The sequence below is a fragment of the Caulobacter sp. GW821-FHT12A07 genome, from assembly GCF_058807655.1.
In genome coordinates this window covers 51,279-76,826 of sequence record NZ_JBXAQX010000003.1, presented here as the reverse complement: position 1 = coordinate 76,826, position 25,548 = coordinate 51,279, and the positions used below count along the sequence as shown (strand labels likewise).

Below are 25,548 nucleotides of genomic sequence, written 5' to 3'. Positions count from 1 at the left end.
CCGCTCTGCCGTATGCCGTTTTCTCGAACCTGCGGACCAGCCACAGAGCTGGCGGCATCGAGGGAGTAAGACGAGTGCGACACATTCGGCGACGCGCGGGCGGCCTGGTTCTGGCCCTGCTGGTCTCGGCGGCTTTGCCCGTCGGCATCATGGCCCAACCGAGCGGGCAGGGGCCTGTTCTGGTCGGCGGCGCGGATCTGGCGGCCATGCGCAGCGAAGGCGAGCGCTATCCGATGTTCGCCGCCGAGCTGAAGCGGGTGCGCAAGGAGGTCGACGCGGCCATGAAGGCCGGGATCGACGTGCCCGTGCCCAAGGATCCGGGCGGCGGCCGCACCCACGAGCAGCACAAGCGCAACTACATGGCCATCTACGGCGCGGGCATGCTGTACCGCGCCACTGGCGACAAGGCCTATGCCGACTACGCCCGGCGGATGCTGCTGGAATACGCCAAGCTCTATCCGACCCTTGGGCTGCACCCGGCCGCCAAGAACAATTCCGCCGGCAAGCTGTTCTGGCAGAGCCTGAACGACGCGGTCTGGGTGGTCTATTCGATCCAGGGCTACGACGCGATCCGCGACACCCTCAGCGACGCCGACCGCAAGACCATCGACGACGGCGTCTTCCGGCCGATGGCCAAGTTCATCGCCGACGACCAGCCGCAGGTCTTCGACATCATCCACAACCACGCCACCTGGGCCTGCGCCGCCGTCGGCATGACCGGCTACGTGCTGCGCGACCAGGTGATGGTGGAGAAGGCCCTGAAGGGCACGGACCGCTCGGGCAAGGTCGGCTTCCTCAAGCAGATCGACCAGCTGTTCTCGCCCGACGGCTACTACGCCGAGGGGCCGTACTACCAGCGCTACGCCCTGCAGCCCTTCGTGCTGTTCGCCCACGCCATCGACGAGAACGAGCCGCAGCGGAAGATTTTCGAATACCGCGGCGGCGTGCTGACCAAGGCGGTCCGCGCGGCGGTGCAGCTGACCTATGACGGCTACTTCTTCCCGTTCAACGACGCCCTGCTGGAAAAGAGCCTCAAGACCGACGAGCTCTACCAGTCGGTGGCCATCGCCTATGGCGCGACCAAGGATCCGTCGCTGCTGTCGATCGCCCGCTGGCAGGGCCGCACGACCCTGACGCCGGACGGCCTGGCCGTGGCCCGCGACCTGGCGGCCGGCAAGGAAAGGCCGTTCCCCTACGCCTCGATGCTATTCCGCGACGGTCCCGACGGCGACCAGGGCGCGATCGCCGTGATGCGCGCCGGTCCGGGCGACGAGGACGAGGTCGTGGCGGTCAAGAACTCGGCCCAGGGCATGGGTCACGGCCACTACGACAAGCTGAACTGGATCCTCTACGACGCCGGCCGCTCGATCGTGACCGACTACGGCGCGGCCCGTTTCCTCAATATCGAGGCCAAGGACGGCGGTCGCTACCTCAAGGAAAACGAGACCTGGGCCAAGCAGACGGTGGCCCACAACACCCTGGTCGTGAACGAGACCAGCCAGTTCGAGGGCAAGGTCAAGGTCGCCAACACCCTGGCGCCGAAGCAGATCTTCTTCTCCGCCGAAGGGAAGGCGAAGATCAGCACGGCCGAGATGGCCGGCGCCTGGCCGGGCGTGACCTTCCGTCGCTCGATCGTACAGATCGACGTCGGCGGCAAGGGCCCGCCGCTGGTGCTCGACCTGCTGAAGGTCCACGGCGACAAGCCGGCCCAGTACGACCTGCCGCTTCACTTTTCCGGCCACATCATCGACGCCGGCTTCCCGCTGAAGCAGAACCTCGCCGAGCGCCCGGTGCTGGGCAAGGACGACGGCTACCAGCACCTGTGGGTCGATGCGACGGGCGCACCCGACGCTTCCAACGCCCGCCTGACCTGGATCAACGGCGAGCGTTTCTACACCTGGCGCATGCTGCCGCCTGCCGGGGCCGAGGTGATCCTGGGCGAAAGCGGCGCCAACGATCCGAAGTTCAACCTGCGCCGCGAACCCGTGCTGATCCAGCGGGTGAAGGGCGCGACCGACACGACTTTCGTCGGCGTGCTCGAGCCGCATGGGGCCTACGATCCGTCGGCGGAGACCACCGAAGGCAGCACCAGCCGCATCGAGGCCCTGCGCCACGTGCGGACGGCCGACGCCGACGTCGTCACCATCGTCCTGGCCGGCGGCCGCACGATCGTCCTGGCCATCGCCGACAGCGCCGAGCCCGGCGCCGTCCACAAGGCGAACGTCGATGGCGCGCCCTTCAGCTGGAAGGGCCACTTCGGCCGCTTCGACGGCGAGGACATCGGTCAATGAGGGGCGGGCTTCGCTGGCTGATCGTCAGCCTCGTCGGGCTGGCGACCGTCATCAACTACATAGACCGCAACGCCCTGGCCGTGATGTGGCCGGCGGTGTCGAAGGACATCGGCGCCGACAAGGCCGACTACGCCTTGCTGGTGACCATCTTCATGGTCGCCTACGCCTTCGGCCAGTCGCTGTTCGGTAAGGTGTTCGACGTCATCGGCACCCGCATGGGCTTCGCCGTCTCGATCCTGGTCTGGTCGCTGTCGATCGCCGCCCACAGCCTGGTGCGCTCGCTCGGCCTGCTGGCCCTGCTGCGCGTGACGCTGGGGATCAGCGAGGCTGGCAACTGGCCCGGCGCGGTCAAGGCCAACGCCCTGTGGTTCCCGCCGCGCGAACGCGCCCTGGCGCAAGGCATCTTCAATTCCGGGGCGGCGATCGGGGCGATCATCTCCGCGCCGCTGGTGGCCCTGCTGTTCGAGCTCTTGGGCTGGCGGGCGACCTTCCTGGTGGTCGGGGTCCTGGGCTTCCTGTGGCTGCTGCCCTGGCTCTTCATCTACCGCGCCGACCCGGGCGCCCACCCGTGGCTGAGCGAGGCCGAGCGCGCCCACATCGCCGATCGTGGCGAGGCCAATGCGAAGGCCGGCTGGTCGCCGACCCTGCGCCAACTGCTGCGCCAGAAGCAGAGCTGGGCGATCATCGTCTCGCGCTTCTTCTTGGATCCGGTCTGGTGGCTGTTCGTCTCCTGGCTGCCGATCTACCTGGCCGAAAGCTTCGGCTTTGACGTGCGCAAGATCGGCCTCTTCGCCTGGGTGCCGTTCGTCGGCGCCATGCTGGGCAGCCTCGGCGGCGGCTGGCTCTCCGGCGCGCTGATCCGGCGCGGCTGGAAGACCCTGAGCGCCCGGCGCTTCGCGGTGACCCTGGGCGGCGTGATCATGCTGCCGGCCCTGCTGCTGACGGCCCGGGCGGCCGATCCGCTGAGCGCGGTGCTGCTGATCGCCGTGATCCTGTTCGGCTTCCAGGTGGCCATCAACAACATCCAGACCCTGCCCAGCGACTATTACGGCGGCGGGGCCGTGGGCACGATCGCCGGCGTCGGCGGCACCGCCGCCGTGGCCGGAACCCTGGTCACGACCTGGCTGGTGCCGGTCATGACCCGTCACGGCTACGCCCCGATCTTCGTCCTGGCGGCGGCCATCGTGCCGCTGGGCGTCATCGCTCTCTGGCTGCTGGGCGGGCGCGAAAGCCCCGTGCCGGCGCCGGCTTCCGACATTCAGTAAAAGAGGGGTCCCCATGAGGTTCAAGGACAAGGTCGCGCTGGTCACCGGCGGCGGCCGCGACATCGGCCGCGAGGTCTCGCTGCGACTGGCCGCCGAGGGCGCGACCGTGGTGGTGAACTATCGCGGCGACGAAGCCTCGGCCCAGGAGACGGCGGCCCGCATCGAGGCGACCGGCGGCAAGGCGGTGCTGCACCGCGCCGACGTCACCGACGCGGCCGAGGTGTCGGGTCTGGTGACCGCCGCCGCTGGCGTCACCGGCAAGATCGACATTCTCGTCAACCTCGCCGGCGGCATGGTCGCCCGCAAGAGCCTGGCCGACATGGACGAGGCCTTCTTCGACCAGGTCATGACCCTGAACCTGAAGTCGGCCTTCCTGGTGACCAAGGCGGCCCTGCCGCACATCCCGGACGGGGCGGCGATCATCAACATCGCCTCGCTGGCCGGCCGCGACGGCGGCGGCCCCGGGGCCAGCGTCTACGCCGCTTCCAAGGGCGCGCTGATGACCCTGACCCGCGGCTGGGCCAAGGAGCTGGGCCCGCGCGGCATCCGCGTCAACGCCCTGTGCCCGGGCCTGATCGGCACCAGCTTCCACGACATATTCTCCAAGCCCGAAGGCCGCGCCGCCGTGGCCGGCAACACGCCGCTGCGCCGCGAGGGCGCGCCGGAGGAAGTGGCCGCCGCCGTGGCCTTCCTGGCCTCGCAGGACGCCTCGTTCCTGGCCGGGGTCAATCTCGACATCAACGGCGGGCTGGCCTTCTCGTAAGGCCGGCCGCGACCGCAAAGACAAGGAGGGAGGATCCAATGAAAATCAGAACCGCGATGCTCGCGGCCCTGGTCCTGGCGGCGGCTCCGGCCGCCGTCCTGGCCCAGCCGCCCGGCCCGCAGAAGGATCGTGAGCCGCGCACCGACGCAGCGCCGATCAAGCCTTACAAGATCATTCTGGTGGGCGACTCCACCATGGCCCCGGGCAGCGGCTGGGCCTCGGCCTTCTGCGACTATCACGTCAAGTCGTCGCTGAACTGCCTGAACCTCGGCCGGGGCGGACGCTCGACCCGCAGCTATCGCGCCGAGGGCTCGTGGGACATCGCGCTGAACGAGGCGCGGGTGAAGGGCTATGCGGCCACCTATGTGCTGATCCAGTTCGCCCACAACGACCAGTCGTCCAAGGGCGAGCGCTGGACCGACATGACCACCGAGTTCCCGGCCAACCTGAAGCGGTTCGTCGAGGAGGTGAGGGCGGCTGGCGCCGAGCCGGTGCTGCTGACCCCTCTGACCCGCCGCGAGTTCGCGGGGGGGCAGCTGAAGAACACGCTGGAGCCCTGGTCGGAGGAGGTGCGCAAGGTCGCCGCCGAGACCAAGACGCCGCTGGTGGATCTCAACAAGTCCAGCGCCGCCGTCGTGCGCAAGCTGGGCGCCGTGGACTCCATGAAGCTGGCCCAGGCCGAGCCGCTGGAGAACGAGGTGGCCGCCGCCAAGGCCGGCACGACCCTGCCGCCGCGCGCGGCGGAGGAGGCGCGCCAGCCCGACGTCCCGACGACCGAGACCGGGCCGCGCGGCCAGCTGGTGCGCAAGTTCGACTACACCCACGTCGGCGAGACCGGCGCGCGGGTGTTCGCCCGGCTGGTCGCCAACGACCTGGCCGCCGCCGTGCCGGCGCTGCGCAGCCAACTGGTTCCTTAAGCGGGAGGACGCGGAAGCGGCCTCGCGCCACGGCCCTGGCCGGGGGTCGCTTCCGCGCGCCTGCTTGGCGAAAATTGGTATGCATATCGACCAGTTCAAATTGGCCTAAATATTTCTAAAATTGGTCCGAGAATCCACCTTGACGCACCTGCGGTCAGGTCGCACGGTTCCGGCATAAGAAAAGAAGGGGAGGGAGCAAACATGCACGTCGCCAATACTCCGCGTGGCCAGTCTACTCTGGGCGTCAAGTCGCGGTTCGCGGTCCTGCGGTCGGTCCTGAGCTGCGGCGTCGCCGCCTCGGCCATCGCGTTCGCCGCCGGCGCTTCGGCTCAGGAAGCGGTCGCCACCGCGCCCGCCGACCAGCCGATCACCGACAATTCGGTCGATGAGGTGGTGGTCAGCGCCGTCCGTCAGACCATGCAGAATTCGATCGCGGTGAAGCGCGACACGACGGCCATCGTCGACGCCCTGTCGGCCAACGAGATCGGCGACCTGCCGGGCCAGTCGATCGGCGAAGCGATCATGACCATCACCGGCGCCACCGCCGATCGCGGCAACTACGGCCCGACCGAAGTGTCGCTGCGGGGCCTGGGCTCGTTCCTGTCGGCCACCACCTTCAACGGCCGCGAGGCCTCGAACGGCAGCGGCGACCGCGCCGTCAACTTCGGCCAGTTTCCGTCCGAGCTGTTCAACGGCATCAAGATCTACAAGTCCCAGCAGGCCGACCTGATCGAGGGCGGCGTCGCCGGTACGATCGAGATGGAGACCAAGAAGCCGCTCGACTACGGCAAGCGGCTGGCCCAGGTGGAGCTCAAGGGCAACTACAATCCTTATCAGAAGCGGATCACCGGCTCCGATCCCTGGGGCTGGCGCGGCACGGCCAGCTATGTCGACCAGTACGAACTGGGCAAGCTGGGCGATGTCGGCATTTCGCTGGGGATCCAGCGCAACCAGGTCGACGACCCGGCCGAGTCCTACGTGGCGTCGAACACCTGGGTGGCCTGCAACCCCAGCATCGTCAGCACCGGCAACTGCACCGAGGTGAGCCGCGCCCAGGCCGCCGCCGGCACGCCGTTCTACCTGACGCCCAACTCGATGACCTATCGCCAGCTGACCGCCAAGGAGAAGCGCGACGCCTTCTTCGGCGCTCTTCAATGGCAGCCCAACGACCGCTTCGACGCCAATTTCGACGTCGAATATTCCAAGCGTAACTACCAGGAAGACCGCCACGACCTGGGCCTGGCCGAGACCCGCTACAACCTGCACAACGTGCAGTACGACGATGACGGCCGGCTGCTCTACGCCGAGGGCTCGAGCACGCTGCAATCGGTCTCGACCCTGTTCCAGCGGGAAGAGGAATATATCGGCGGCGGCGGCAATTTCGAGTTCGAGGCCACCGATCGCCTGACCCTGAAGGCCGACATCTCCTACAGCCAGACCACCCGCACCGACCTGACCCGCTCGGTCCGCCTGCGCTCGGATCCGCTCGACATCTACGGCGTGCGCACGGCGATCAACAATCAGCGGGTGCCCTACGTCTACGACGCCCGCAACGGTTTCGCGCCGACCATCACCATCGACCCGCGCTTCAAGCTCGACGACTGGTCGCTGTTCAGCGACGACGCTCGCCTGACCCGCGAGGAGGAGGAGAAGAAGGACCGCATCTTCGCGACCCGCTTCGACGCCAGCTACGCGCTCGACGGCTTCATCAACAAGGTCGATGCCGGCCTGCGCTACTCGCGCCGCCGCTACACCACCTATGACGACCTGGTCACCATCGACCAGGCCAGCCTGGCGGTGGACCGGGCGGTGAACCTGGCCTGCCGCACCAACTTCCCGCAGTCGGACTACATGTCCGACGCCCCCGGCGGCTCGATCCACAGCTGGGCGACCTTCGACACCCTCTGCCAGTTCCGCAACTATCTGGGCTCGGAAGATCCCGGCGGCACGGGCGACACCCGCTCGGTGGCCAACGCCGACGTCACCGAGACCGTGTGGTCGGGCTACGTCATGGCCTCCTACAAGGGCGAGGCGGCCGGCATGCCGGTGCGTGGCAACTTCGGCGTCCGCGTCGTCGACACCAGCGTCGTCTCCAAGGGCCTGCGGGCCGGCCTGGAAGTGGTCGACAACAGCGACGGCTCGATCCGCCTGGTCGAGACCGGCGAGTTCGACGACACCCGGATCAAGGCTTCCAGCTTCCGCGTGCTGCCCAGCGTCAACGCCAATTTCGACCTGAATCCCAAGACGGTTGGCCGGATCGCGCTCTACCGCGCCATGTCGCGGCCGGCCCCCAGCAGCCTGGCGGCGGGGCGGACCATCACCCTGCAGGACGGCACGGACTTCACCTCGATCCAGGACGCCATCGGCGAGATCGTCGCCAGCGGCAGCCCGCGCCTGAAGCCGATCATGTCGTGGAACGCCGACGTGGCGCTGGAATACTACTACAACCGCGACACCATCCTGGCGACGACGCTGTACTACAAGCAGTTCACCGGCGGCTTCATCCCGGTGACCATCGACGAAGAGTTCGTCATCGACGGTCAGAACGTCACGGTGCCGGTCACCCAGACCCAGAACAGCGACGACAAGAGCCACGTCTACGGCGCGGAGTTCACGCTCTCCAACAAGTTCAGCTGGTTGCCCAAGCCGCTCGACGGTTTCGGCGGCAAGCTGAGCTACAACTACGCGATCACCAACTTCAAGAACCACGACATCCGCCTGGGCGACGTCGTCGACCCCGATACCGGCGTGGTGACCGAGGGCATGATCCCGGCCGCGGGCCTGAACGGCTATTCCAAGCACGTGCTGTCGGCCCAGCTCTATTACGAGGCTGGTCCGCTGAGCCTGCAGGGCATCTACCGCTACCGTTCGCGCTACTATCAGGACTTCGTCGGCGGCAACGCCCAGCTGCGCTACATCTCGGGCGGCGACGCCTTCGACTTCACGGCTCAATACAAGCTGAACAAGAAGGTCGATATCCGCCTGCAGGGCCTCAACCTCTTCAACGAGGTCAAGGTCGACTCGATGCCGATCCAGGGCAGCACCCGCAACTACCAGTACTTCGGGCCGCAATTCTTCGCTTCGATACGCGCGCGCTTCTAGGGCCGATTGGCGGCCGTGGTGCAAACCAATTTGCTATTCCAATTTTAATCCGATTGGGGCAAATCTGGCGACGCAACAACGTCTTAGAGGGGCGCCATGGCCGACCGCCGGCTGTTCGAGGAAATCGCCGACAAGATCGCCGGCATGGTCCGGGCGGGAGAGTTTCCGCCCGGCTCCAGGCTGCCGGGCGAGCGGGAGATGTCCGAACGGCTGGGCGTCAGCCGGGTGACGGTGCGCGAGGCCGAGATCGCGCTCCAGGCGCGCGGGACTCTGCGTATCCGGGCCGGCTCGGGGGTCTATGTCTGCGGTCCGGTCGCGCCCGACAGCGCCGGCGGCGACGCCCTGCCGACCGTCAGCGCCTTCGAGCTGACCGAGGCCCGCTCGCTGTTCGAATCCGAGGCCGCCGCCCTGGCCGCGCCGATCATCTCGGACGCGGATCTCGCCAAGCTCGACGCCCTGCTGATCGAGATGGTCGAGGCCGGCGACGACGACGCCCGCTCGACGGCGGTGGATCGCGAGTTCCACATGACCATCGCCTCGGCTTCGGGCAATCGCGTCATCATCCACACGATCAAGACCCTCTGGAAGTTCCGCATGGAAGATCCGGAGGTGCGCCGCACCCACGAGTCGATCTGCCATCACGACGGCGACGCCCGCCAGAACGAGCACGCCGCCGTGGTCGAGGCCCTGCGCCGCCGCGACGCCAAGGCCGCCCGCCAGGCCATGCGCCTGCACTTCTCGCGCCTGCTGGAAGCCATGCTCGACGCTACCGAGCAGCAGGAGCGCCAGGCGCTTGAACGCAAGTCGGCCGAGAGCCGCAGCCGGTTCCTGATCAGCGCCCGGATGGGCTGACCGGTTGGGCTAAAACGCCCGCCTAGCTCACCGCGTCGAGGATCGCCCGCACCCGCGCGGCCAGGGCCGAGGGCGCGTAGGGCTTGTCGATCATCGGGTATTCGTTGGCCCAGTCCTCGGCCTCCTGGCCGATGAAGCCCGAGGTCAGCAGCACCTTCAGGTTGGGCCGCTTGACGCGGGCCTTGCGGGCCAGGTCCAGGCCCGTGATCCCGCCGGGCATCACCACGTCTGAGAACAGCAGGTCGAAGCCGTCGCCGTTGCGCAGGCGGCGCAGGGCGCTGGCGGCGTTGCGCGCCGCGGCGACGTGGTAGCCCAGCGGTCGCAGGGTATCGACCGCCAGGGCCAGCACGGCCGGATCGTCCTCGACCACCAGGATTCGCTCGGTGCCGACCGGCACGCTGGCGGCGGGGCCTTCGACTGGGGCTTCCACAATCGACGGCGCGCAGGCCGGCAGGTCGATGCGGAAAGACGCGCCGGCGCCGGGGCTGGTCGTCACCTCGATCTCGCCGCCCGACTGCCGCACGAAGCCATAGACCTGTGAGAGACCCAGGCCCGAGCCCTTGCCCACCTCCTTGGTGGTGAAGAACGGCTCGAAGATGCGCGAGGCCACCTCCGGCGACATGCCGGGGCCGCTGTCGCTGACCACCAACTGGTGGCCGGCCGCGCCGGTTCGCACCGAAATCTTCAGCAGGCCCGCGCCGTCCATGGCGTCGCGGGCGTTGACCGCCAGGTTCAGCAGCACGCTTTCCAGCTGGGCGACGTCGACATGCACCCAGCCCTGTTCGGTCGAATGCTCGACCTCGATGGTGACGGCGTCGCCCACCGCTTGGCGCAGCAGGGACGAGAACTCACGGACGAGGTCATTGAGCTCGACCGTCGCCGGGTCCAGCCGCTGCCGGCGCGAGAAGGCCAGCAGCTGGCGGGTCAGGGCCGCGCCGCGCTCGGCCGCCTGGCGGGCCGCCGTGATCTGCCGGGCATAGGGAAAGGCGTCGCCGCAGCGGCGCTGCACGAGGTCGATATTGCCCAGCACCACGGTCAGCAGGTTGTTGAAGTCGTGGGCCACGCCGCCGGTCAGCTGGCCGACGGCCTCCATCTTGCGGGCGTGGGACAGGGCCTCTTCCAGGCCGCGGCGGTCGGTGTTGTCGAACAGGGCGCCGAACACCAGGGCGCGGCCGGTGTCGTCGTCGAAGGCCAGGACGCCCTGGTCGATGAACGAGCGGTACTCGCCGTCGGCCCGCAGCCAGCGGTATTCGCAGCTGTAGGAGCCCGTCCGTATGGCCTCGGTCTGGGCGCGGGCCACCACGGGGCGGTCCTCGGGATGCACCCGGTCGATGCCCAGCGCGGCCTCGCCCAGCAACTGGCCGGCCGGAAAGCCGGTCAGGCGCTCGGCGTTGTCGCTCAGCGACAGCGGGGTGTAGGGCGGTTCGGCCAGGCGGGAGTGGAAGACGATCGGCAGCACCCGCAGGATCGCCTGCTGGCGCTCCTCGTTGCTGCGCAGCGAGCGCTCGGCCGCGGCCTTCTCGACCTGGACCCGGGCGTATTCCTCCAGCAGGGCCTTCTGGTGCTCGGCCTGGCGGGCCAGTTCCAGCGTCTTGACGTGCAGGTCGACCAGCACCTGCACCTTGGAGCGCAGGATGAACGGATCGACTGGCTTGAACACCACGTCCACGGCCCCGGCCGAATAGGCCTTGAAGATGTGGGTCTCGTCGCGGAACACGGCGGTCAGGAAGACGATCGGCACGCTGCGCGTGCGCCGGCGCTGGCGGATGAGGGCGGCGGTCTCGTAGCCGTCCATGCCCGGCATGTGCAGGTCGAGCAGGATCACCGCGAAGTCGTCGGTCAGCAGTCGCCGCAGGGCCTCCTCGCCGGAACGGGCTATGACCAGCTCCTGTCCCAGGCTCTCCAGCGCCTGGACGGCGGCGAAGGCGTTGCGCTCGTCGTCGTCGACGATGAGGATCTTGGTGACCGGCTGTGGCTCGGTCTCGACCGGCGGGAACTGGACGGCGGGGACCATGATCAGGACGCCGCCGTCGCCAGCACCACCACGTTGTCGCCGGCCGCCCGCGCCGCGTCCGCCCGCTGCACCGAGACCCTCAGCACCGAGATCAGCTGGTCCAGGTCCACCGGCTTGGAGACATAGTCGGACGCCCCGGCCTGGATGCACTTCTGGCGGTCGCCCTTCATGGCCTTGGCGGTGACGGCGATCACCGGCAGGTCGGCGAAGCGCCGGCGCGAGCGGATCTCGCGCATGGTCTCGTAGCCGTCCATGTCGGGCATCATGATGTCGACCAGCACCAGGTCGACCTGGTCGAGACCATCCATCAGTTCCAGGCCCGCGCGGCCGCTTTCGGCGTAGCGCAGCGCGATGCCGTATTCCTCCAGGGCGCTGGCCAGGGAGAAGATGTTGCGGATGTCGTCGTCGATGACGACGGCGGTGCGGCCGGCCAGAACGGCGTCGGCGTGGCGGTTCTGGGCCAGCATGGCCCGGGCGGCCTCGGGCAGGCCGTCCACGCGCTCGTGCAGCAGCAGGGCGGCCTGATCGATCAGCTGTTCGGGGGTGCGGGCGATGCGGGCCAGCCCCGTGAACACCGCCAGCCGCAGGCGCCGGCTCTCCTCGGCGTCGCGTTCGCCGGGCGCGTATAGCACCACCGCGCCGGGGGCCGGGTTGCGAGTCTTGAGGGCGTCGAGAACCGACCCGGCCGCGCCCGGCTCGACCTCGATCACCAGGCCGCCGCCGTCGCCCGAGAAGGCCAAGGCGGGGAGGGCGGAAAGGTCACGCGCCACATGCACGTCGCCGAAGGCCTCGCGCAGCAGACCGGTCGTATCGCTGCCGCCCCCGACCAGGGTCGGCGCTCGCGCGCCGCCGTGGGCCAGGCGACGCACGCGGTCCAGGGTCGAGATCACCGCTTCCTGTTCGACGGGCTTGCTGGTGAAGCCCAGCGCGCCCATCGACGGGGCAAGACCGCCGCGATCGTCGGCAGAGATCACCTGCACCGGGATGTGGCGGGTGTCGGCGGTGCGCTTGAGGAGGTCGAGCAGGGCCAAGCCGTCCATGTCGGGCAGGCCAACGTCCAGCAGGATGGCCTCGGGCGAGAACCGGCGCGCCAGGGACGGCACGGCCGAGCCCTCGCCGGTGACCACCCCGCGATAGCCGGCGTCGCGCGCCAGGGTCAGCAGGATCGAGGCGAAGCGCGGGTCGTCCTCGACGATCAGCACTACGGAGTCGCCGGGCTCGATGCCGTCGCGGTCGTCCTGCACGGTCTCGACCGGCTCGTAGGCGGGGGCGTCGGCCGTGGAGATGACGAAGGTCGCCGGCGGCGCGCCGGCCGGGCGCGGCGTCGGGCCGGAGAGGGCGGAGGCCGCCGTCGGGCTGAAGTTCAGCGGCAGGTAGAGGGTGAAGGTGCTGCCCTGGCCGGGGGTGGAGACCACCCTCAGCTCGCCGCCCAGCAGGCGGGTGATCTCGCGGCTGATCGACAGCCCCAGCCCCGTGCCGCCGTACTTGCGGCTGGTGGTGCCGTCGGCCTGCTGGAAGGCCTCGAAGATGATCCGCTGCTTTTCCTCGGGAATGCCGATGCCGGTGTCCTCGACCGAGAAGGCCAGCACCTGGCCGGCCTTGTTGAGGTGGTCGTTGCCCTCGGCCCAGCCGCGCTCGGCGCGGCTGACCGAAAGGCTGACCGAGCCGGCCTCGGTGAACTTGAAGGCGTTGGACAGCAGGTTCTTGATCACCTGCTGCAGGCGCTTGTCGTCGGTGTACATGGCCCGGGGCAGTGCGGGGTCGAGATCGATCAGGAAGTCCAGCTTCTTGTCCTGGGCGATCTGGGCGAAGGTGCGCTCGGTCTGGTCGCGCAGGCTGGCGAACGACATCTCGCCGATGTCGAGGGTGACCGTGCCGCTCTCGATCTTCGACAGGTCGAGGATGTCGTTGATCAGGCCCAGCAGGTCGGCGCCGGCGCTGTGGATGTTCTTGGCGAACTCCACTTGCTTGCCCGACAGGTTGCCCTGGGCGTTCTCGCTGAGCATCTTCGACAGGATCAGCAGGCTGTTGAGCGGCGTGCGCAGTTCGTGGCTCATGTTTGCCAGGAACTCGGACTTGTACTTCGAGGTAAGGGCCAACTGCTCGGCCTTTTCCTCCAGCGCCGCCTTGGCCTGTTCGACCTCGGTGTTCTTGGCCTCGACCTGCTTGTTCTGAGCCGACAGCAGGAGGGCCTTGTCCTCGAGCTCGGCGTTGGTCTGCTGCAGTTCCTCCTGCTTGGAGCGCAGCAGCTCTTCCGACTGGCGCAGGGACGCGGCCTGCAGTTCGAGGCGGTCGTTGGTCTTCTTCAGCTCGCCCTGCTGGGCCTGGAGTTCCGAGGTCAGCAGCTGCGACTGGGCCAGCAGGCCCTCGGTGCGCATGTTGGCGGCGATGGTCGACAGCACGATGCCGATCGACTCCATCAGCTGGTCGAGGAAGGCCTGCTGGGTCTCGTTGAAGGCGCCGAAACTGGCCAGCTCGATCACCGCCTTCAGCTCGCCCTCGAACAGGGCCGGCAGCACGATGATGCTGCGCGGCGCGGCCTCGCCCAGGCCCGAGCTGATCTTGACGTAGTCGGCCGGCAGGTCGGTCAGCAGGATGCGCTTCTTCTCGGCCGCGCACTGGCCGACCAGACCCTCGCGCAGGCGCAGCTGGGTGGCGGGCGAGCGGCGCTGGGCGCCGGCGTAGCTGGCCGCCAGGGTCAGCACCGTGTCGCCGGCCTCGTCGGCGTCCGAGACATAGAACACGCCGTGCTGGGCGTTGATCAGGGCGGCCAGCTCTGACAGCACCAGGTTCGACACCGTCGACAGGTCGCGCTCGCCCTGCAGCATGCGGCTGAACCGGGCCAGGTTGGTCTTCAGCCAGTCCTGCTCGGTGTTCTTCAACGTCTGATCCTTCAGGTTCCGGATCATCTCGTTGATGTTGTCCTTCAGCGCGGCCACTTCGCCGGAGGCTTCGACCGTGATCGAGCGGGTCAGATCGCCCTTGGTCACGGCGGTCGACACCTCGGCGATGGCGCGCACCTGGGTGGTCAGGTTGGCGGCCAGTTCGTTGACGTTGTCGGTCAGGTCGCGCCACAGGCCGGCCGCGCCCGGCACCTTGGCCTGGCCGCCCAGCTTGCCTTCCGAACCCACCTCGCGGGCCACGTTGGTCACCTGGTCGGCGAAGGTGGCCAGGGTCTCGATCATGCCGTTGATGGTGTCGGCCAGCGAGGCGATCTCGCCCTTGGCGTCGAGGGTCAGCTTGCGCTTGAGGTTGCCCTGGGCGACGGCGGTGACGACGTCGGCGATGTTGCGGACCTGGCCGGTCAGGTTGGCGGCCATCATGTTGACGTTGTCGGTGAGGTCCTTCCAGGTGCCGGCCACGCCCGGCACGGCGGCCTGGCCGCCCAGCTTGCCCTCGGTGCCGACCTCGCGCGCCACCCGGGTCACTTCCGACGCGAAGCCGTTCAACTGATCGACCATGACGTTGATGGTCGACTTCAGCTCCAGGATCTCGCCGCGCACGTCGACGGTGATCTTCTTCGACAGGTCGCCCTTGGCGACGGCGGTGGTGACGTCGGCGATGTTACGGACCTGGCCGGTCAGGTTGGCGGCCATGAAGTTGACGTTGTCGGTCAGGTCCTTCCAGGTGCCGGCCACGCCCTTCACCTGGGCCTGGCCGCCGAGCTTGCCCTCGGTGCCGACCTCGCGCGCCACGCGGGTCACTTCCGAACTGAACGAGTTCAGCTGATCGACCATGACGTTGATGGTGTTCTTCAGCTCCAGGATCTCGCCGCGCACGTCGACGGTGATCTTCTTGGAGAGGTCGCCCATGGCCACGGCGGTGGTGACCTCGGCGATGTTGCGGACCTGGCCGGTGAGGTTGCCGGCCATCAGGTTGACGTTGTCGGTCAGCTCCTTCCAGGTGCCGGCCACGCCCTTGACCTGCGCCTGACCGCCGAGCTTGCCCTCGGTGCCGACCTCGCGCGCCACGCGGGTCACTTCCGAGGCGAAGCCGTTCAGCTGGTCCACCATGACGTTGATGGTGTTCTTCAGCTCCAGGATCTCGCCCTTCACATCGACGGTGATCTTCTTGGAGAGGTCGCCATTGGCCACGGCGGTCGTCACGTCGGCGATATTGCGGACCTGGCCGGTCAGGTTGGCGGCCATGAAGTTGACGTTGTCGGTCAGGTCCTTCCAGGTGCCGGCCACGCCGCGAACCTGGGCCTGGCCGCCGAGCTTGCCCTCGGTGCCGACTTCGCGGGCCACGCGGGTCACTTCGGAGCTGAACGAGTTCAGCTGGTCCACCATGGTGTTGATGGTGTTCTTCAGCTCCAGGATCTCGCCACGCACGTCGACGGTGATCTTCTTGGAGAGGTCGCCGCGCGCGACGGCGGTGGTCACCTCGGCGATGTTGCGGACCTGGCCGGTCAGGTTGCCGGCCATAAGGTTGACGTTGTCGGTCAGTTCCTTCCAGGTGCCCCCGACCCCGGTGACGTTGGCCTGGCCGCCCAGCTTGCCTTCCGTACCCACCTCGCGAGCGACGCGGGTGACTTCGCTTGCGAAGGCGTTCAGCTGATCGACCATGACGTTGATGGTCGACTTCAGCTCCAGGATCTCGCCCTTCACGTCGACGGTGATCTTCTTGGAGAGGTCGCCGTTGGCCACGGCGGTGGTCACCTCGGCGATGTTGCGGACCTGGCCGGTCAGGTTGGCGGCCATGAAGTTGACGTTGTCGGTGAGGTCCTTCCACGTCCCGCCCACGCCCTCCACCTGGGCCTGACCGCCCAGCTTGCCCTCGGTGCCGACCTCGCGGGCCACGCGGGTGACTTCGCTGGCGAAGGCGTTCAGCTGGTCCACCATCACGTTGATGGTGTCCTTCAGTTCCAGGATCTCGCCGCGCACGTCGACGGTGATCTTCTTGGAGAGGTCGCCGCGCGCCACGGCGGTGGTCACCTCGGCGATGTTGCGGACCTGGCCGGTGAGGTTGCCGGCCATCAGGTTGACGTTGTCGGTCAGCTCCTTCCACGTGCCGCCGACGCCCTCGACCTGGGCCTGGCCGCCTAGCTTGCCTTCGGTGCCGACCTCGCGGGCGACGCGGGTGACTTCCGAAGCGAAGGCGTTCAGCTGGTCCACCATGGTGTTGATGGTGTTCTTCAGCTCCAGCACCTCGCCCTTCACGTCGACGGTGATCTTGCGCGACAGGTCGCCGTTGGCGACGGCGGTGGTGACCTCGGCGATGTTGCGGACCTGGCCGGTGAGGTTGGCGGCCATCAGGTTGACGTTGTCGGTCAGGTCCTTCCAGGCGCCTGCGACGCCCGCCACCTTGGCCTGGCCGCCCAGCTTGCCTTCGGTGCCGACCTCGCGGGCCACGCGGGTCACTTCCGACACGAACGAGCCCAGCTGCCCGACCATGGTGTTGACCACCTTGCCGATGCGCAGGAACTCGCCGCGCAGCGGATGGTCCTCGTTCTCGAGGTCCATGGTCTGGGAGAGGTCGCCCTTGGCCACGGCGCCGATCACCCGGGCCATTTCGGCGGTCGGGTGGACCATGTCGGTGATCAGGCTGTTGACCGCCTCGACGCTGTCGTTCCACGAGCCCAGGGCGCCGGGCAGGGCGGCGCGCTGGTTGATCTTGCCCTGGCGGCCGACCGAGTCGCGCAGGCGCTCGAATTCCTTGGAAATCCGGTCGTTGAGGCCGACGGCGTCGTTGAAGGCCTCGGCCAGTTCGCCGTCCAGTCCGTCGAGATCGTCAGGCAGGCGGACGGAGAAATCTCCACGTCGAAAGGCCCGCAACGCCGCCAGCAGTTGGCGTTGGTCCAGCTTGTGTTCGTCGGCCGTCTGCCCCGTGTCCCGCATTTCGCCCCCTCGAGTTCCTAGCCGAAGCGGCGGAACTCCACTCAACTAAGCGGACAACGCGGCTGTTTGACCTGGGTTCCGGGCGCGTCATGCGGACGAGGGGCGACTTTTCCGCCGTCGGGTTTGACGGAAATTCCCCGGCCGTGCATCGCTCCCTTCAGAACAACTCGGGCGGAAACGGTGTCGGACGGGCGTACGCGTGTCGTGGCTTGGATTGGGCGGGAGATCCTGCCCCATGAAGCCGACCTGCGCGCCTGGCTGAGGCGAGCGTTCGCGGCCGCGGGCGACGTCGACGACATCGTGCAGGAAACCTACTGCCGCCTGGCAGGCCTGAGCGCCGTCGAGCACATCGGCGAGCCGCGGGCCTATCTCTTCCAGGCCGCCCGCAGCGTGGCGCTTGAGCAGCTTCGGCGGGCCAGGGTGGTGCGGATCGACACGGCGGCCGAGATCGACTCTCTGAACGTCGAGCTCGACGAGCCTTCGCCCGAGCGCATCGCCGGCGGTCGGCGCGAGCTGGAGCGGGTGCGACGACTGATCGCCGCCTTGCCCGACCGCTGCCGCCGGATCTTCGAGATGCGCAAGATCGAGGGCCTGCCGCAGCGCGAGATCGCCCGCCGAATGGGCGTGACCGAGAACGTGGTCGAGAACGAATCCGTGAGGGGGCTTCGCGCCATCCTCGCCGCCCTCGCCGAGGGTGAAACGCAGCAACAACCGACGGCCGCGAGGAGGCCGAATACGCATGACCGAACGCGAAAGCGCCGCTGACATCGAGGCGCGCGCCGCCCGATGGGTGGTGCGCGTCGATCAGGGCGAACTCCCCGCCGAAGAGGCGGCTGAACTCGAAGCCTGGCTGGCCGGCGATCCGCGCCGGCGCGGCGCCTATGTGCGCGCCCAGGCCGGCTGGACCCTGCTGGATCGTGCTCGCGTGCTCGGCCCGGAGGCGGCCGCGCCGGTCAAGGCGAAGGCCCCATCGCGGCGCGCCCTGCTGGCTGGCGGTGGTGTCGCCGCGGCGGCGGCCTGCGTCGCGGCGCTGCTGGTCCCGCGCCTGCTGGCGGCGCGCTACGGCACGGCGGTGGGCGAGATCCGCCGGGTGCCGCTGGCCGACGGCTCCATGGCCGCCATCAACACCGACACCGCGCTGGAAGTGGCCATGAAGCCGCGCAAGCGCGAGGTCCGCCTCGACAAGGGCGAGGCCTGGTTCCAGGTCGCCAAGGATGCGCAGCGGCCGTTCGTGGTCGAGAGCGGGCCGGTGCGGGTGAGGGCGGTCGGCACCGCCTTCTCCGTCCGTCGCCGCGCCGGCGGCTGCGAGGTGCTGGTCACCGAAGGCGTGGTCGAGGTCTGGTCCGCAGGCGCGGGCGAAGCGCCTCGCCGCGTGGCGGCCGGCGAGCGGGTCTTCGTCTCCGACAGCGCCGGCGCGGCCCGGCCGGCGGCCGCGTCTCTGGAGATCACCCGCGAACTGGCCTGGCGCGAAGGCCAGATCGTGCTCGACGGCGAGGCCTTCGGCGCGGCGGCGGAGGAGTTCAACCGCTACAACGCCCGCAAGATCGTCATCGTCGACCAGGGGCTGGCCAACCAGCGGCTGGTCGGCTGGTTCCGCACCAACGAACCCGAAAGCTTCGCCCGCGCCGCCGCCGCCAGCTTCGGCGCCCGCGTGACGGTGCGCGGCGACGCCATCCTCGTCGAGGCCGGCGCGAGCCTGGCGGAATAGGGCTCCGTACGAATTTTTCGAAAATTTCGCCGATGTCTGACGGAAACCGGTTTCCGCCGCATCGCTCTAGACAGGCGCTCCCAGAAGCGCCGTGCGAAACGACAAAACAGGGAGGGCGCGGAATGGGTTGTCCGCGATATGTCTACGGCAAGTCGGCCTTGATGCTGGCGGCTGGCGCCGCGGCGGTGCTGGTGGGCACGCAAGCCCAGGCGCAGGCTCGTAAATTCGATATTCCCGCCCAGGCCGCGGCCACGGGCATTCCGCAGTTCGGCAAGCAGGCCGACCTGCAGATCCTGGCGCCGCAGGCGGCCGTCCAGGGCAAGCGGGTCAACGCCGTACGCGGGACCTACACCGTCTCCGAAGGCCTTTCGCGCCTGCTCGACGGGGCCAACCTGACCGTGGTCTCCAACGACGGCCGCACGGCGGTGTTGGGCCAGAAGGCCTCGGTGCAGCTGGCCTCGACCGCCCCGGTCGCCATCCCGCAGCAGTCCGAGCCGGTCGGCGACACGATCGAGGAACCCGCCGCCGTCGAGGAGGTGGTCGTCACCGGCTTCCGCGCCAGCCTGGGCAGCGCCCTGAACGTCAAGAAGCGCGCCAGCGGCGTCGTGGACGTCATCAAGGCCGAGGACATCGCCGACTTCCCGGACGCCAACCTCGCCGAGTCCATCCAGCGCGTGCCCGGCGTCTCGATCGCCCGCGACGCCGGCGAGGGCCGCCAGATCACCGTCCGGGGCCTGGGTCCGCAGTTCACCCGCGTCCGCATCAACGGCGTCGAGGGCCAGAGCACGGCCAGCGGCACCGACAGTTCGGGCGGCGCCAACCGCAACCGCTCGTTCGACTTCAACGTCTTCGCCTCGGAGCTCTTCAACAGCATCACCGTGCGCAAGACCGCCTCTGCCTCGACCGAGGAAGGCTCGCTGGGCGCGACGGTCGACCTGCAGACCGGTCGGCCGTTCGACTACAAGGGCGCGACCTTCGTGGTCTCGGCCCAGCAGGGCTATAACGACCTCTCCGAAAGCTGGGACCCGCGCTTCGCGGCCCTGGCCTCCAACACCTGGTTCGACGGAAAACTGGGGGCTCTGGTCTCGGTGGCCTATACCGAGCGCCATCTGCTGGAAGAGGGCCACGGCTCTGGCGGCTGGCTGAACGGCACGGAGGTGGGCGGCTTCAGCCCGGCCTCGACCTTCACCCAGGCCAGCTCGGCCAGCGTCTTCACCCCGCGCTTCCCGCGTTACGGCCGCCTGACCCATGACCAGAAGCGCCTGGGGATCACCAGCTCGCTGCAGTTCCGGCCCGACGAGAAGACCCTGATCTCGGCCGACTTCCTCTATTCGGACTTCAAGGCCACCCGCACCGAGAACTGGCTGGAAGCCCTGTCCTTCGCCCGTAACGCCGCCCAGGGCGGCCGGCCCGAGATCATCGTCCGCGACGGCGTGGTCAATTCCAAGGGCGACATGGTCTACGGCCTGTTCGACGACGTCGACGTCGAGAGCGAGACCCGCTTCGACAAGCTCGACACCAAGTACACCCAGGCCACCTTCACCGCCGATCACCACTTCACCGATCGGTTCAAGGTGACCGGCCTGGTCGGCTTCTCGAAGTCTGACTTCGACAACCCGATCCAGACGACGGTGATCCTCAACCGCGAGAACGCCGACGGCTTCTCCTACGACTATCGGAACAACGCCAACCTGCCGGCGATGAACTTCGGCTTCGATGTCACCGACCCGCTGGCCTACAACTTCGGCGCGGCGCGCTCGGAGATCCGCCTGCGGCCGCAGGGCGTGACCAACACCATCCAGACCGCCCAGCTCGACGGCGACTACGAGCTGAACGACACCTTCCGCCTGAAGGCGGGCGTGAACCTCAAGAAGTACGAGTTCGACTCCTGGGCCCTGGCGCGGGTCAATGAGTCCGTGGTGCCGACCCTGCCGGCCGGCGTCACCCTGGCGACCCTGACCAAGCTGGTCAGCGGCTTCGGCAAGAACCTCGGCGGCTCGGGCTATCCCACCAGCTGGGCCGCCCCCGACCTCGACGCCTTCGCCAAGCTGTTCAACATCTACAGCGGCACGGGCCTGTTCGAACTGTCCGGCGCCAGCAACTCGGCCGCCCGCGGCAACATCCGCAGCGTCACCGAGAAGGACACCGCCGCCTACGTGCAGCTGGACTTCAACACCGACCGCTTCGCCTGGCCCCTGCGTGGCGACGTCGGCGTGCGCTACGTCAAGACCGACCAGAGCTCGACCGGCTACCAGCTGGTGTCCGGCGCGGCCCAGCAGGCCACCGTCAAGCGCGACTACGAGGACGTGCTGCCGGCCCTAAACCTGACCGCCGAGGTCACGCCCGACTTCCTGCTGCGCTTCGGCGCGGCCAAGGTGATGACCCGTCCCAACCTCGGCAGCCTGACGCCGGGCGGCAGCCTCAGCGTCGTCGGGGTGTTCAGCGTCAGCTCGGGCAACCCGAACCTCGACCCGATCCGGGCCACCACCTACGACCTGTCGGCCGAGTGGTACTTCGCCAAGGACGCCCTGCTGTCGGTCGGCCTGTTCTACAAGGACATCGACAGCTACATCCAGACCCAGCGGATCTCGCAGACCTTCGCCGCGTCGGGCTTCCCGGTCAGCCTGCTCGACGGCCTGGCCGGCGTGTCGGCCAACGACACCTTCCTGTTCAGCCAGCCGGTCAACACCAAGGGCGGGCCGCTGAAGGGGATCGAGATCAGCTATCAGCAGCCGTTCAGCTTCCTGCCGGGGCCGCTGCGCCACACCGGGGCGATCTTCAACGTCACGATCGTCGACTCCAAGATCGACTACATCTCGTCGCGCTCGGCCACCGGCTTCGTGCAGAACGACCTGGTCGGCCTGTCGAAGAACGCCTTCAACGCCACCCTCTACTACGAGGACGACCGGTTCAGCGCCCGGGTCTCCGGCGCCTATCGCGACAAGTACCTGACCGCGGTGCCCAGCGGCACCTCGACCAACGACATCGACGGGGTGCGCGACACCTTCACCGTCGACGCCTCGGCTTCGTACGCGATCAACAAGCGCCTGAAGATCACCTTCGAGGGCCTGAACCTGACTGACGCGTTCAACGACCAGTACACCGACAGCCAGCGCGACAGCGTCTACGTCTATTCCCACACCGGCCGGCAGTACAATTTCGGCTTCCGGTATTCGTTCTAGGCTTCCTCCTCCCAGGGGAATGTTGGGCGTCGGCCGATCCTTCACGGCCGACGCCCGTCTTTTTGTTTCGAGGCTTCGATGACGATCGTTTCGCGCCGGGCCGTGGCGGCCGGTTTGTTGTTGATCCCGGGCATGGCCGCTGCGGCGCCGCGTTACGACGCCGTGCTGAAGCGGCCTGAAGACGCCCGCCGCTTCTCCGCCCCGACCTACGAGCGCCTGTCGGCCGCCGTCGCCGCCGTGCCCCAGAATGGAAAGCAGCCGTTCCGCATCCTGGTCACGCGCGGCGTCTGGGACGAGCAGGTCGTGATCGACAGGCCGTTCGTCCATCTGGTCGGCGAGGACCGCCAGGCCAGCGTGATCAGCCACCTGGCCGCCTCCGGCCTGATCGCGCCCGACGGCAAGCGCTGGGGCACCTTCCGCACCCCGACCCTGTTCGTGCGCGCGCCCGATTTCGCGGCCCGCAACCTGACCATCCGCAACGCGTTCGACGGCCTGGCGGAAATGAGCAAGCCTGGCGGCCTGCACTCGCACGACGGCGGCGGGCCGCAGGCCGTGGCCCTGATGCTAGACAAGGGTTCGGATCGCGCGCGGTTGAGCGATGTCGACATCCTCAGCTACCAGGACACCCTGTTTCCCGACGCCGGTCGCAGCCTGTTCGAGCGCTGCCTGATCGCCGGCAGCTACGACTTCATCTTCGGGGCGGGCAGGGCGTTCTTCCGCGATTGCGAGATCCGCTCGCTGCCGCGTCCGGTCGATCCGGTCGACGGCTACGTCGTCGCGCCCAGCACCCCGATCGACCAGCCGTTCGGCTTCGTCTTCAAGGACTGCAGGCTCACCAAGGCGCCCGGCACGGCGCGCGGCTCGGTCTATCTCGGCCGGCCCTGGCGGCCGTCCAGCCGGTTTCCCGACGGCCAGTACGGCGATCCGAAATACGTCGCGGCCGCAGCCTTCATCGACTGCTGGATGGACGACCACCTCGCGCCGGAGGGCTGGACGGAGATGTGGTACACCGGCAAGGACGGCAATCCGCGCACCATGCTCCAACCGGAGGCGGTGCGCTTCTCGCAGTTCGGCTCCGGCGGCCCGGGCGCGGCGGCGTTCCGGCGCGGGCGCGCGCTCACCGCAACCGAGGCCAAGGGCATGAGCCAGCGAGCGGTGCTCGCCGGCTGGAACGTCCGCTAGAGACCCCGCGCCTTCAGGATCGCGTCCAGACGCGGGAACACCCGGCGGGCGTTGCCCTCGAAGATCGCGTGGCGGTCGGCGTCGGGAATGTCGAGCGCGTCGACATAGCGCTTGGTGTCGTCGAAATAGAACCCCGTGGTCGGGTCGATGCCGCGCACCGCGCCGACCATCTCCGAGCCGAACAGGATGTTCTTGCTGTCGATGACTTCGGCCAGCAGGTTCACGCCCGGCTGGTGATAGACGCAGGTGTCGAAGAACACGTTCTCCATCAGGTGCTTGTCCAGGCCGGGCTTCTTCAGCATGTCGGCCAGACCCCGATAGCGGCCCCAGTGATAGGGAACCGCGCCGCCGCCGTGCGGGATGATGAACTTCAAGCTCGGGAAGTCGGCGAACAGGTCGCCCTCGATCAACTGCATGAAGGCGATGGTGTCGGCGGCGATGTAGAAGGCGCCGGTGGCGTGCAGGGCGTGGTTGCACGAGCCCGAGACGTGGATCATCGCCGGCACGTCCAGCTCGCACATCTTCTCGTAGAAGGGATACCAGTAGCGGTCGGTCAGCGGCGGATGGGCGAAGTGGCCGCCGCCGGGATCGGGGTTGAGGTTGCAGCCGATGAAGCCCAGCTCGTTCACGCATCGCTCCAGCTCGGCGATCGAACCTTGCAGGTCGGCTGCGGGCGACTGGGGCAGCATGCACACGCCCGCGAAGGTCTCCGGATAGAGATCCACCACCCGCTTGATCAGGTCGTTGCAGCGCTGCGCCCAGGCGCGGCTGACGCCCTCGTCGCCGACATGGTGGGCCATGGTCGAGGCGCGGGGGCTGAAGATGGTCATGTCGGCGCCGCGCTCGCGGATCAGCCGCAGCTGCGCGCCCTCGATGGACTCGCGGATCAGGTCGTCGGGAATGTCTGGGTAGAGGGGCGGCGGGCTGTTGCTCTCGAAGGCTTTCACCTGCTCGTCGCGCCAGGCGTTGTGGGGCTCCGGCGCGGTCGTGTAGTGGCCGTGGCAGTCGATGATCAGGCTCATACGGAGAGAACTTTCCTTACCGCGCAGACGGGGCCGCGTGGCCGGAAAATGCCCGCGCCGCCGGACCCTGTCGTATCGGATGATCGGAACGGCTATGCCGCCCGGTTATAGGCCGGGCGGCGCGCGCCTCAGATCTTCACCGGCTCCATCTTCGGGGCGAGCAGGTGCACGACCAGCAGGGCGACGAGATAGGCGCTGCCGGCGACGATGAAGATCGGGGTGTAGGTGCCGATCGTCTCAAGGACCTGGCCGATGTACTTGGAGAACACCATGCCGCCCAGGGCCCCGAGCATGCCGCCGATGCCGACGACCGAGCCGACGGCGCCGCGCGGGAAGACGTCGGAGGGCAGGGTGTAGAGGTTGGCCGAGAAGCCCTGGTGGGCGGCGGTGGCCACCCCGATGATCAGCACCGCGACCCAGACCGAGCTGGCGAACGAGGCGAACATCACCGGCACGGCCAGCAGGGCGCAGATCAGCATGGTCAGCTTGCGGGCGTGGTTGATCGACCAGCCGCGCTTCATCAGGTTGGACGACAGCCAGCCGCCGGCCACCGACCCGACGTCGGAAAGCAGGTAGATGGCGATCAGCGGCGGGCCGAAGGTCTTCAGGTCGAGGCCATAGCGCTTGCCCAGGAAGTCGGGCAGCCAGAACAGGAACATCCACCAGATCGGATCGATCAGGAACTTGCCCAGGGCGTAGGCCCAGGTCTCGCGCTTGGTCAGCAGCTTGCCCCAGCCGATCTTCTCGACCGGGTCGGCGGGATCCTGCTCGATGTGGGCCAGCTCGGCCGCGCCCAGCTTCTTGTGTTCGCGCGGACGGCGATAGACCAGCAGCCAGATCGGCAGCCAGATCAGCCCCGCCACGCCGGTGACGATGAAGGCCATCTGCCAACCGAAGGCCAGCACGATGCCGGGCACGACCAGGGGCGTGACGATGGCGCCGATGTTGGTGCCGGCGTTGAAGATGCCGGTGGCGAAGGCGCGCTCCTTCTTGGGGAACCACTCGGCCACGGCCTTGATGCCGCCGGGGAAGCCGCCGGCCTCGCCGATGCCAAGACCCATGCGGGCGAAGACGAAGCCGCCGAAGCCCTTGGCCGCGGCGTGGGCGATATGGGCGATCTGCCAGATGGCGAAGGCCACGCCGAAGCCCCAGCGGGCCCCGATCTTGTCCATGATCTTGCCCCAGGCGAGGTAAGCCACGGCGTAGGCCAGCTGGAAGTAGAAGACGAGGTCGGCGTAGTGCTTCTCGTTCCAGCCGAACTCATGGGAGAGATCGGCCTTCAGCAGCCCGATCGTCTGCCGGTCCACATAGTTGATGACCATCGCCGCGAACAGCAGGCTGACGATCACCCAGCGATAGCGACCGATCTTCTCGGATGGCGCGGGAGCCGTTGGTCGTTGCATTCTCGTTGTT

General features: G+C 68.2%; 14 protein-coding genes. 10 read left to right on the top strand and 4 right to left on the bottom strand.

The features are described from left to right. The first annotated feature begins 74 nt into the window (after nucleotides 1–74). From AC1RRS_RS07030 to AC1RRS_RS07005, 6 genes are all read left to right on the top strand, one after another. Nucleotides 75–2,291, top strand: coding sequence for an alginate lyase family protein (locus AC1RRS_RS07030; RefSeq protein WP_492854516.1), 2,217 nt, complete (start codon nucleotides 75–77; stop codon nucleotides 2,289–2,291). After that, nucleotides 2,288–3,556 (top strand): MFS transporter, encoded by a 1,269-nt coding sequence (locus tag AC1RRS_RS07025; RefSeq protein WP_492854515.1) that lies wholly within the window; start codon nucleotides 2,288–2,290, stop codon nucleotides 3,554–3,556. The genes AC1RRS_RS07030 and AC1RRS_RS07025 overlap by 4 nt, the downstream gene beginning before the upstream one ends. 13 nt (nucleotides 3,557–3,569) lie before the next feature. Further along, nucleotides 3,570–4,319: an SDR family NAD(P)-dependent oxidoreductase gene (locus AC1RRS_RS07020; RefSeq protein WP_492854514.1), complete on the top strand. Its 750-nt coding sequence runs from the start codon at nucleotides 3,570–3,572 to the stop codon at nucleotides 4,317–4,319. Nucleotides 4,320–4,357: 38 nt separating this feature from the next. Continuing rightward, nucleotides 4,358–5,236: a rhamnogalacturonan acetylesterase gene (locus AC1RRS_RS07015; protein WP_492854513.1), complete on the top strand. Its 879-nt coding sequence runs from the start codon at nucleotides 4,358–4,360 to the stop codon at nucleotides 5,234–5,236. Nucleotides 5,237–5,437: 201 nt separating this feature from the next. Continuing rightward, nucleotides 5,438–8,338 carry a TonB-dependent receptor gene (locus tag AC1RRS_RS07010; protein ID WP_492854512.1) on the top strand — a complete coding sequence of 967 codons (2,901 nt, stop codon included), beginning with the start codon at nucleotides 5,438–5,440 and terminating at the stop codon, nucleotides 8,336–8,338. A 96-nt stretch (nucleotides 8,339–8,434) separates the two neighbouring features. Continuing rightward, nucleotides 8,435–9,190 carry a FadR/GntR family transcriptional regulator gene (locus AC1RRS_RS07005; RefSeq protein WP_487290931.1) on the top strand — a complete coding sequence of 252 codons (756 nt, stop codon included), beginning with the start codon at nucleotides 8,435–8,437 and terminating at the stop codon, nucleotides 9,188–9,190. A gap of 22 nt (nucleotides 9,191–9,212) precedes the next feature. Here the strand turns inward: AC1RRS_RS07005 and AC1RRS_RS07000 are convergent, their stop codons facing one another. Together AC1RRS_RS07000 and AC1RRS_RS06995 are read right to left on the bottom strand one after the other, a co-directional pair. After that, complete coding sequence (locus AC1RRS_RS07000) at nucleotides 9,213–11,204, bottom strand: response regulator (RefSeq protein ID WP_492854511.1); 1,992 nt, start codon at nucleotides 11,202–11,204, stop codon at nucleotides 9,213–9,215. 2 nt (nucleotides 11,205–11,206) lie between these two features. Beyond that, a complete protein-coding gene (locus AC1RRS_RS06995) occupies nucleotides 11,207–17,041 on the bottom strand; it encodes a HAMP domain-containing protein (protein ID WP_492854510.1) in 5,835 nt (1,944 codons plus the stop codon). Between the two features lie 180 nt (nucleotides 17,042–17,221). On the opposite strand from AC1RRS_RS06995, the gene AC1RRS_RS06990 reads away from it, so the two are divergent. The 4 genes from AC1RRS_RS06990 to AC1RRS_RS06975 all read left to right on the top strand — a co-directional run bounded on the left by AC1RRS_RS06990 (nucleotide 17,222) and on the right by AC1RRS_RS06975 (nucleotide 23,113). Then, nucleotides 17,222–17,806, top strand: coding sequence for an RNA polymerase sigma factor (locus AC1RRS_RS06990; RefSeq protein ID WP_487290934.1), 585 nt, complete (start codon nucleotides 17,222–17,224; stop codon nucleotides 17,804–17,806). Continuing rightward, on the top strand, nucleotides 17,781–18,749 hold the full coding sequence (locus AC1RRS_RS06985) for a FecR family protein (protein ID WP_492854509.1): 969 nt from the start codon (nucleotides 17,781–17,783) through the stop codon (nucleotides 18,747–18,749). Before AC1RRS_RS06990 ends, AC1RRS_RS06985 begins: the two co-directional genes overlap by 26 nt. 122 nt (nucleotides 18,750–18,871) lie before the next feature. Continuing rightward, nucleotides 18,872–21,931, top strand: a complete 3,060-nt coding sequence (locus tag AC1RRS_RS06980) for a TonB-dependent receptor (protein ID WP_492854508.1) — start codon at nucleotides 18,872–18,874, stop codon at nucleotides 21,929–21,931. Nucleotides 21,932–22,009: 78 nt separating this feature from the next. Then, on the top strand, nucleotides 22,010–23,113 hold the full coding sequence (locus AC1RRS_RS06975; protein WP_492854507.1) for a pectinesterase family protein: 1,104 nt from the start codon (nucleotides 22,010–22,012) through the stop codon (nucleotides 23,111–23,113). Here AC1RRS_RS06975 and AC1RRS_RS06970 read toward each other — a convergent pair. Together AC1RRS_RS06970 and AC1RRS_RS06965 are read right to left on the bottom strand one after the other, a co-directional pair. After that, nucleotides 23,110–24,135, bottom strand: a complete 1,026-nt coding sequence (locus AC1RRS_RS06970) for an amidohydrolase family protein (protein WP_492854506.1) — start codon at nucleotides 24,133–24,135, stop codon at nucleotides 23,110–23,112. The two genes, AC1RRS_RS06975 and AC1RRS_RS06970, sit on opposite strands and share 4 nt — an antisense overlap. A 128-nt stretch (nucleotides 24,136–24,263) precedes the next feature. Continuing rightward, nucleotides 24,264–25,538 (bottom strand): MFS transporter, encoded by a 1,275-nt coding sequence (locus AC1RRS_RS06965; RefSeq protein ID WP_492854505.1) that lies wholly within the window; start codon nucleotides 25,536–25,538, stop codon nucleotides 24,264–24,266. Between the last annotated feature and the right edge of the window lie 10 nt (nucleotides 25,539–25,548).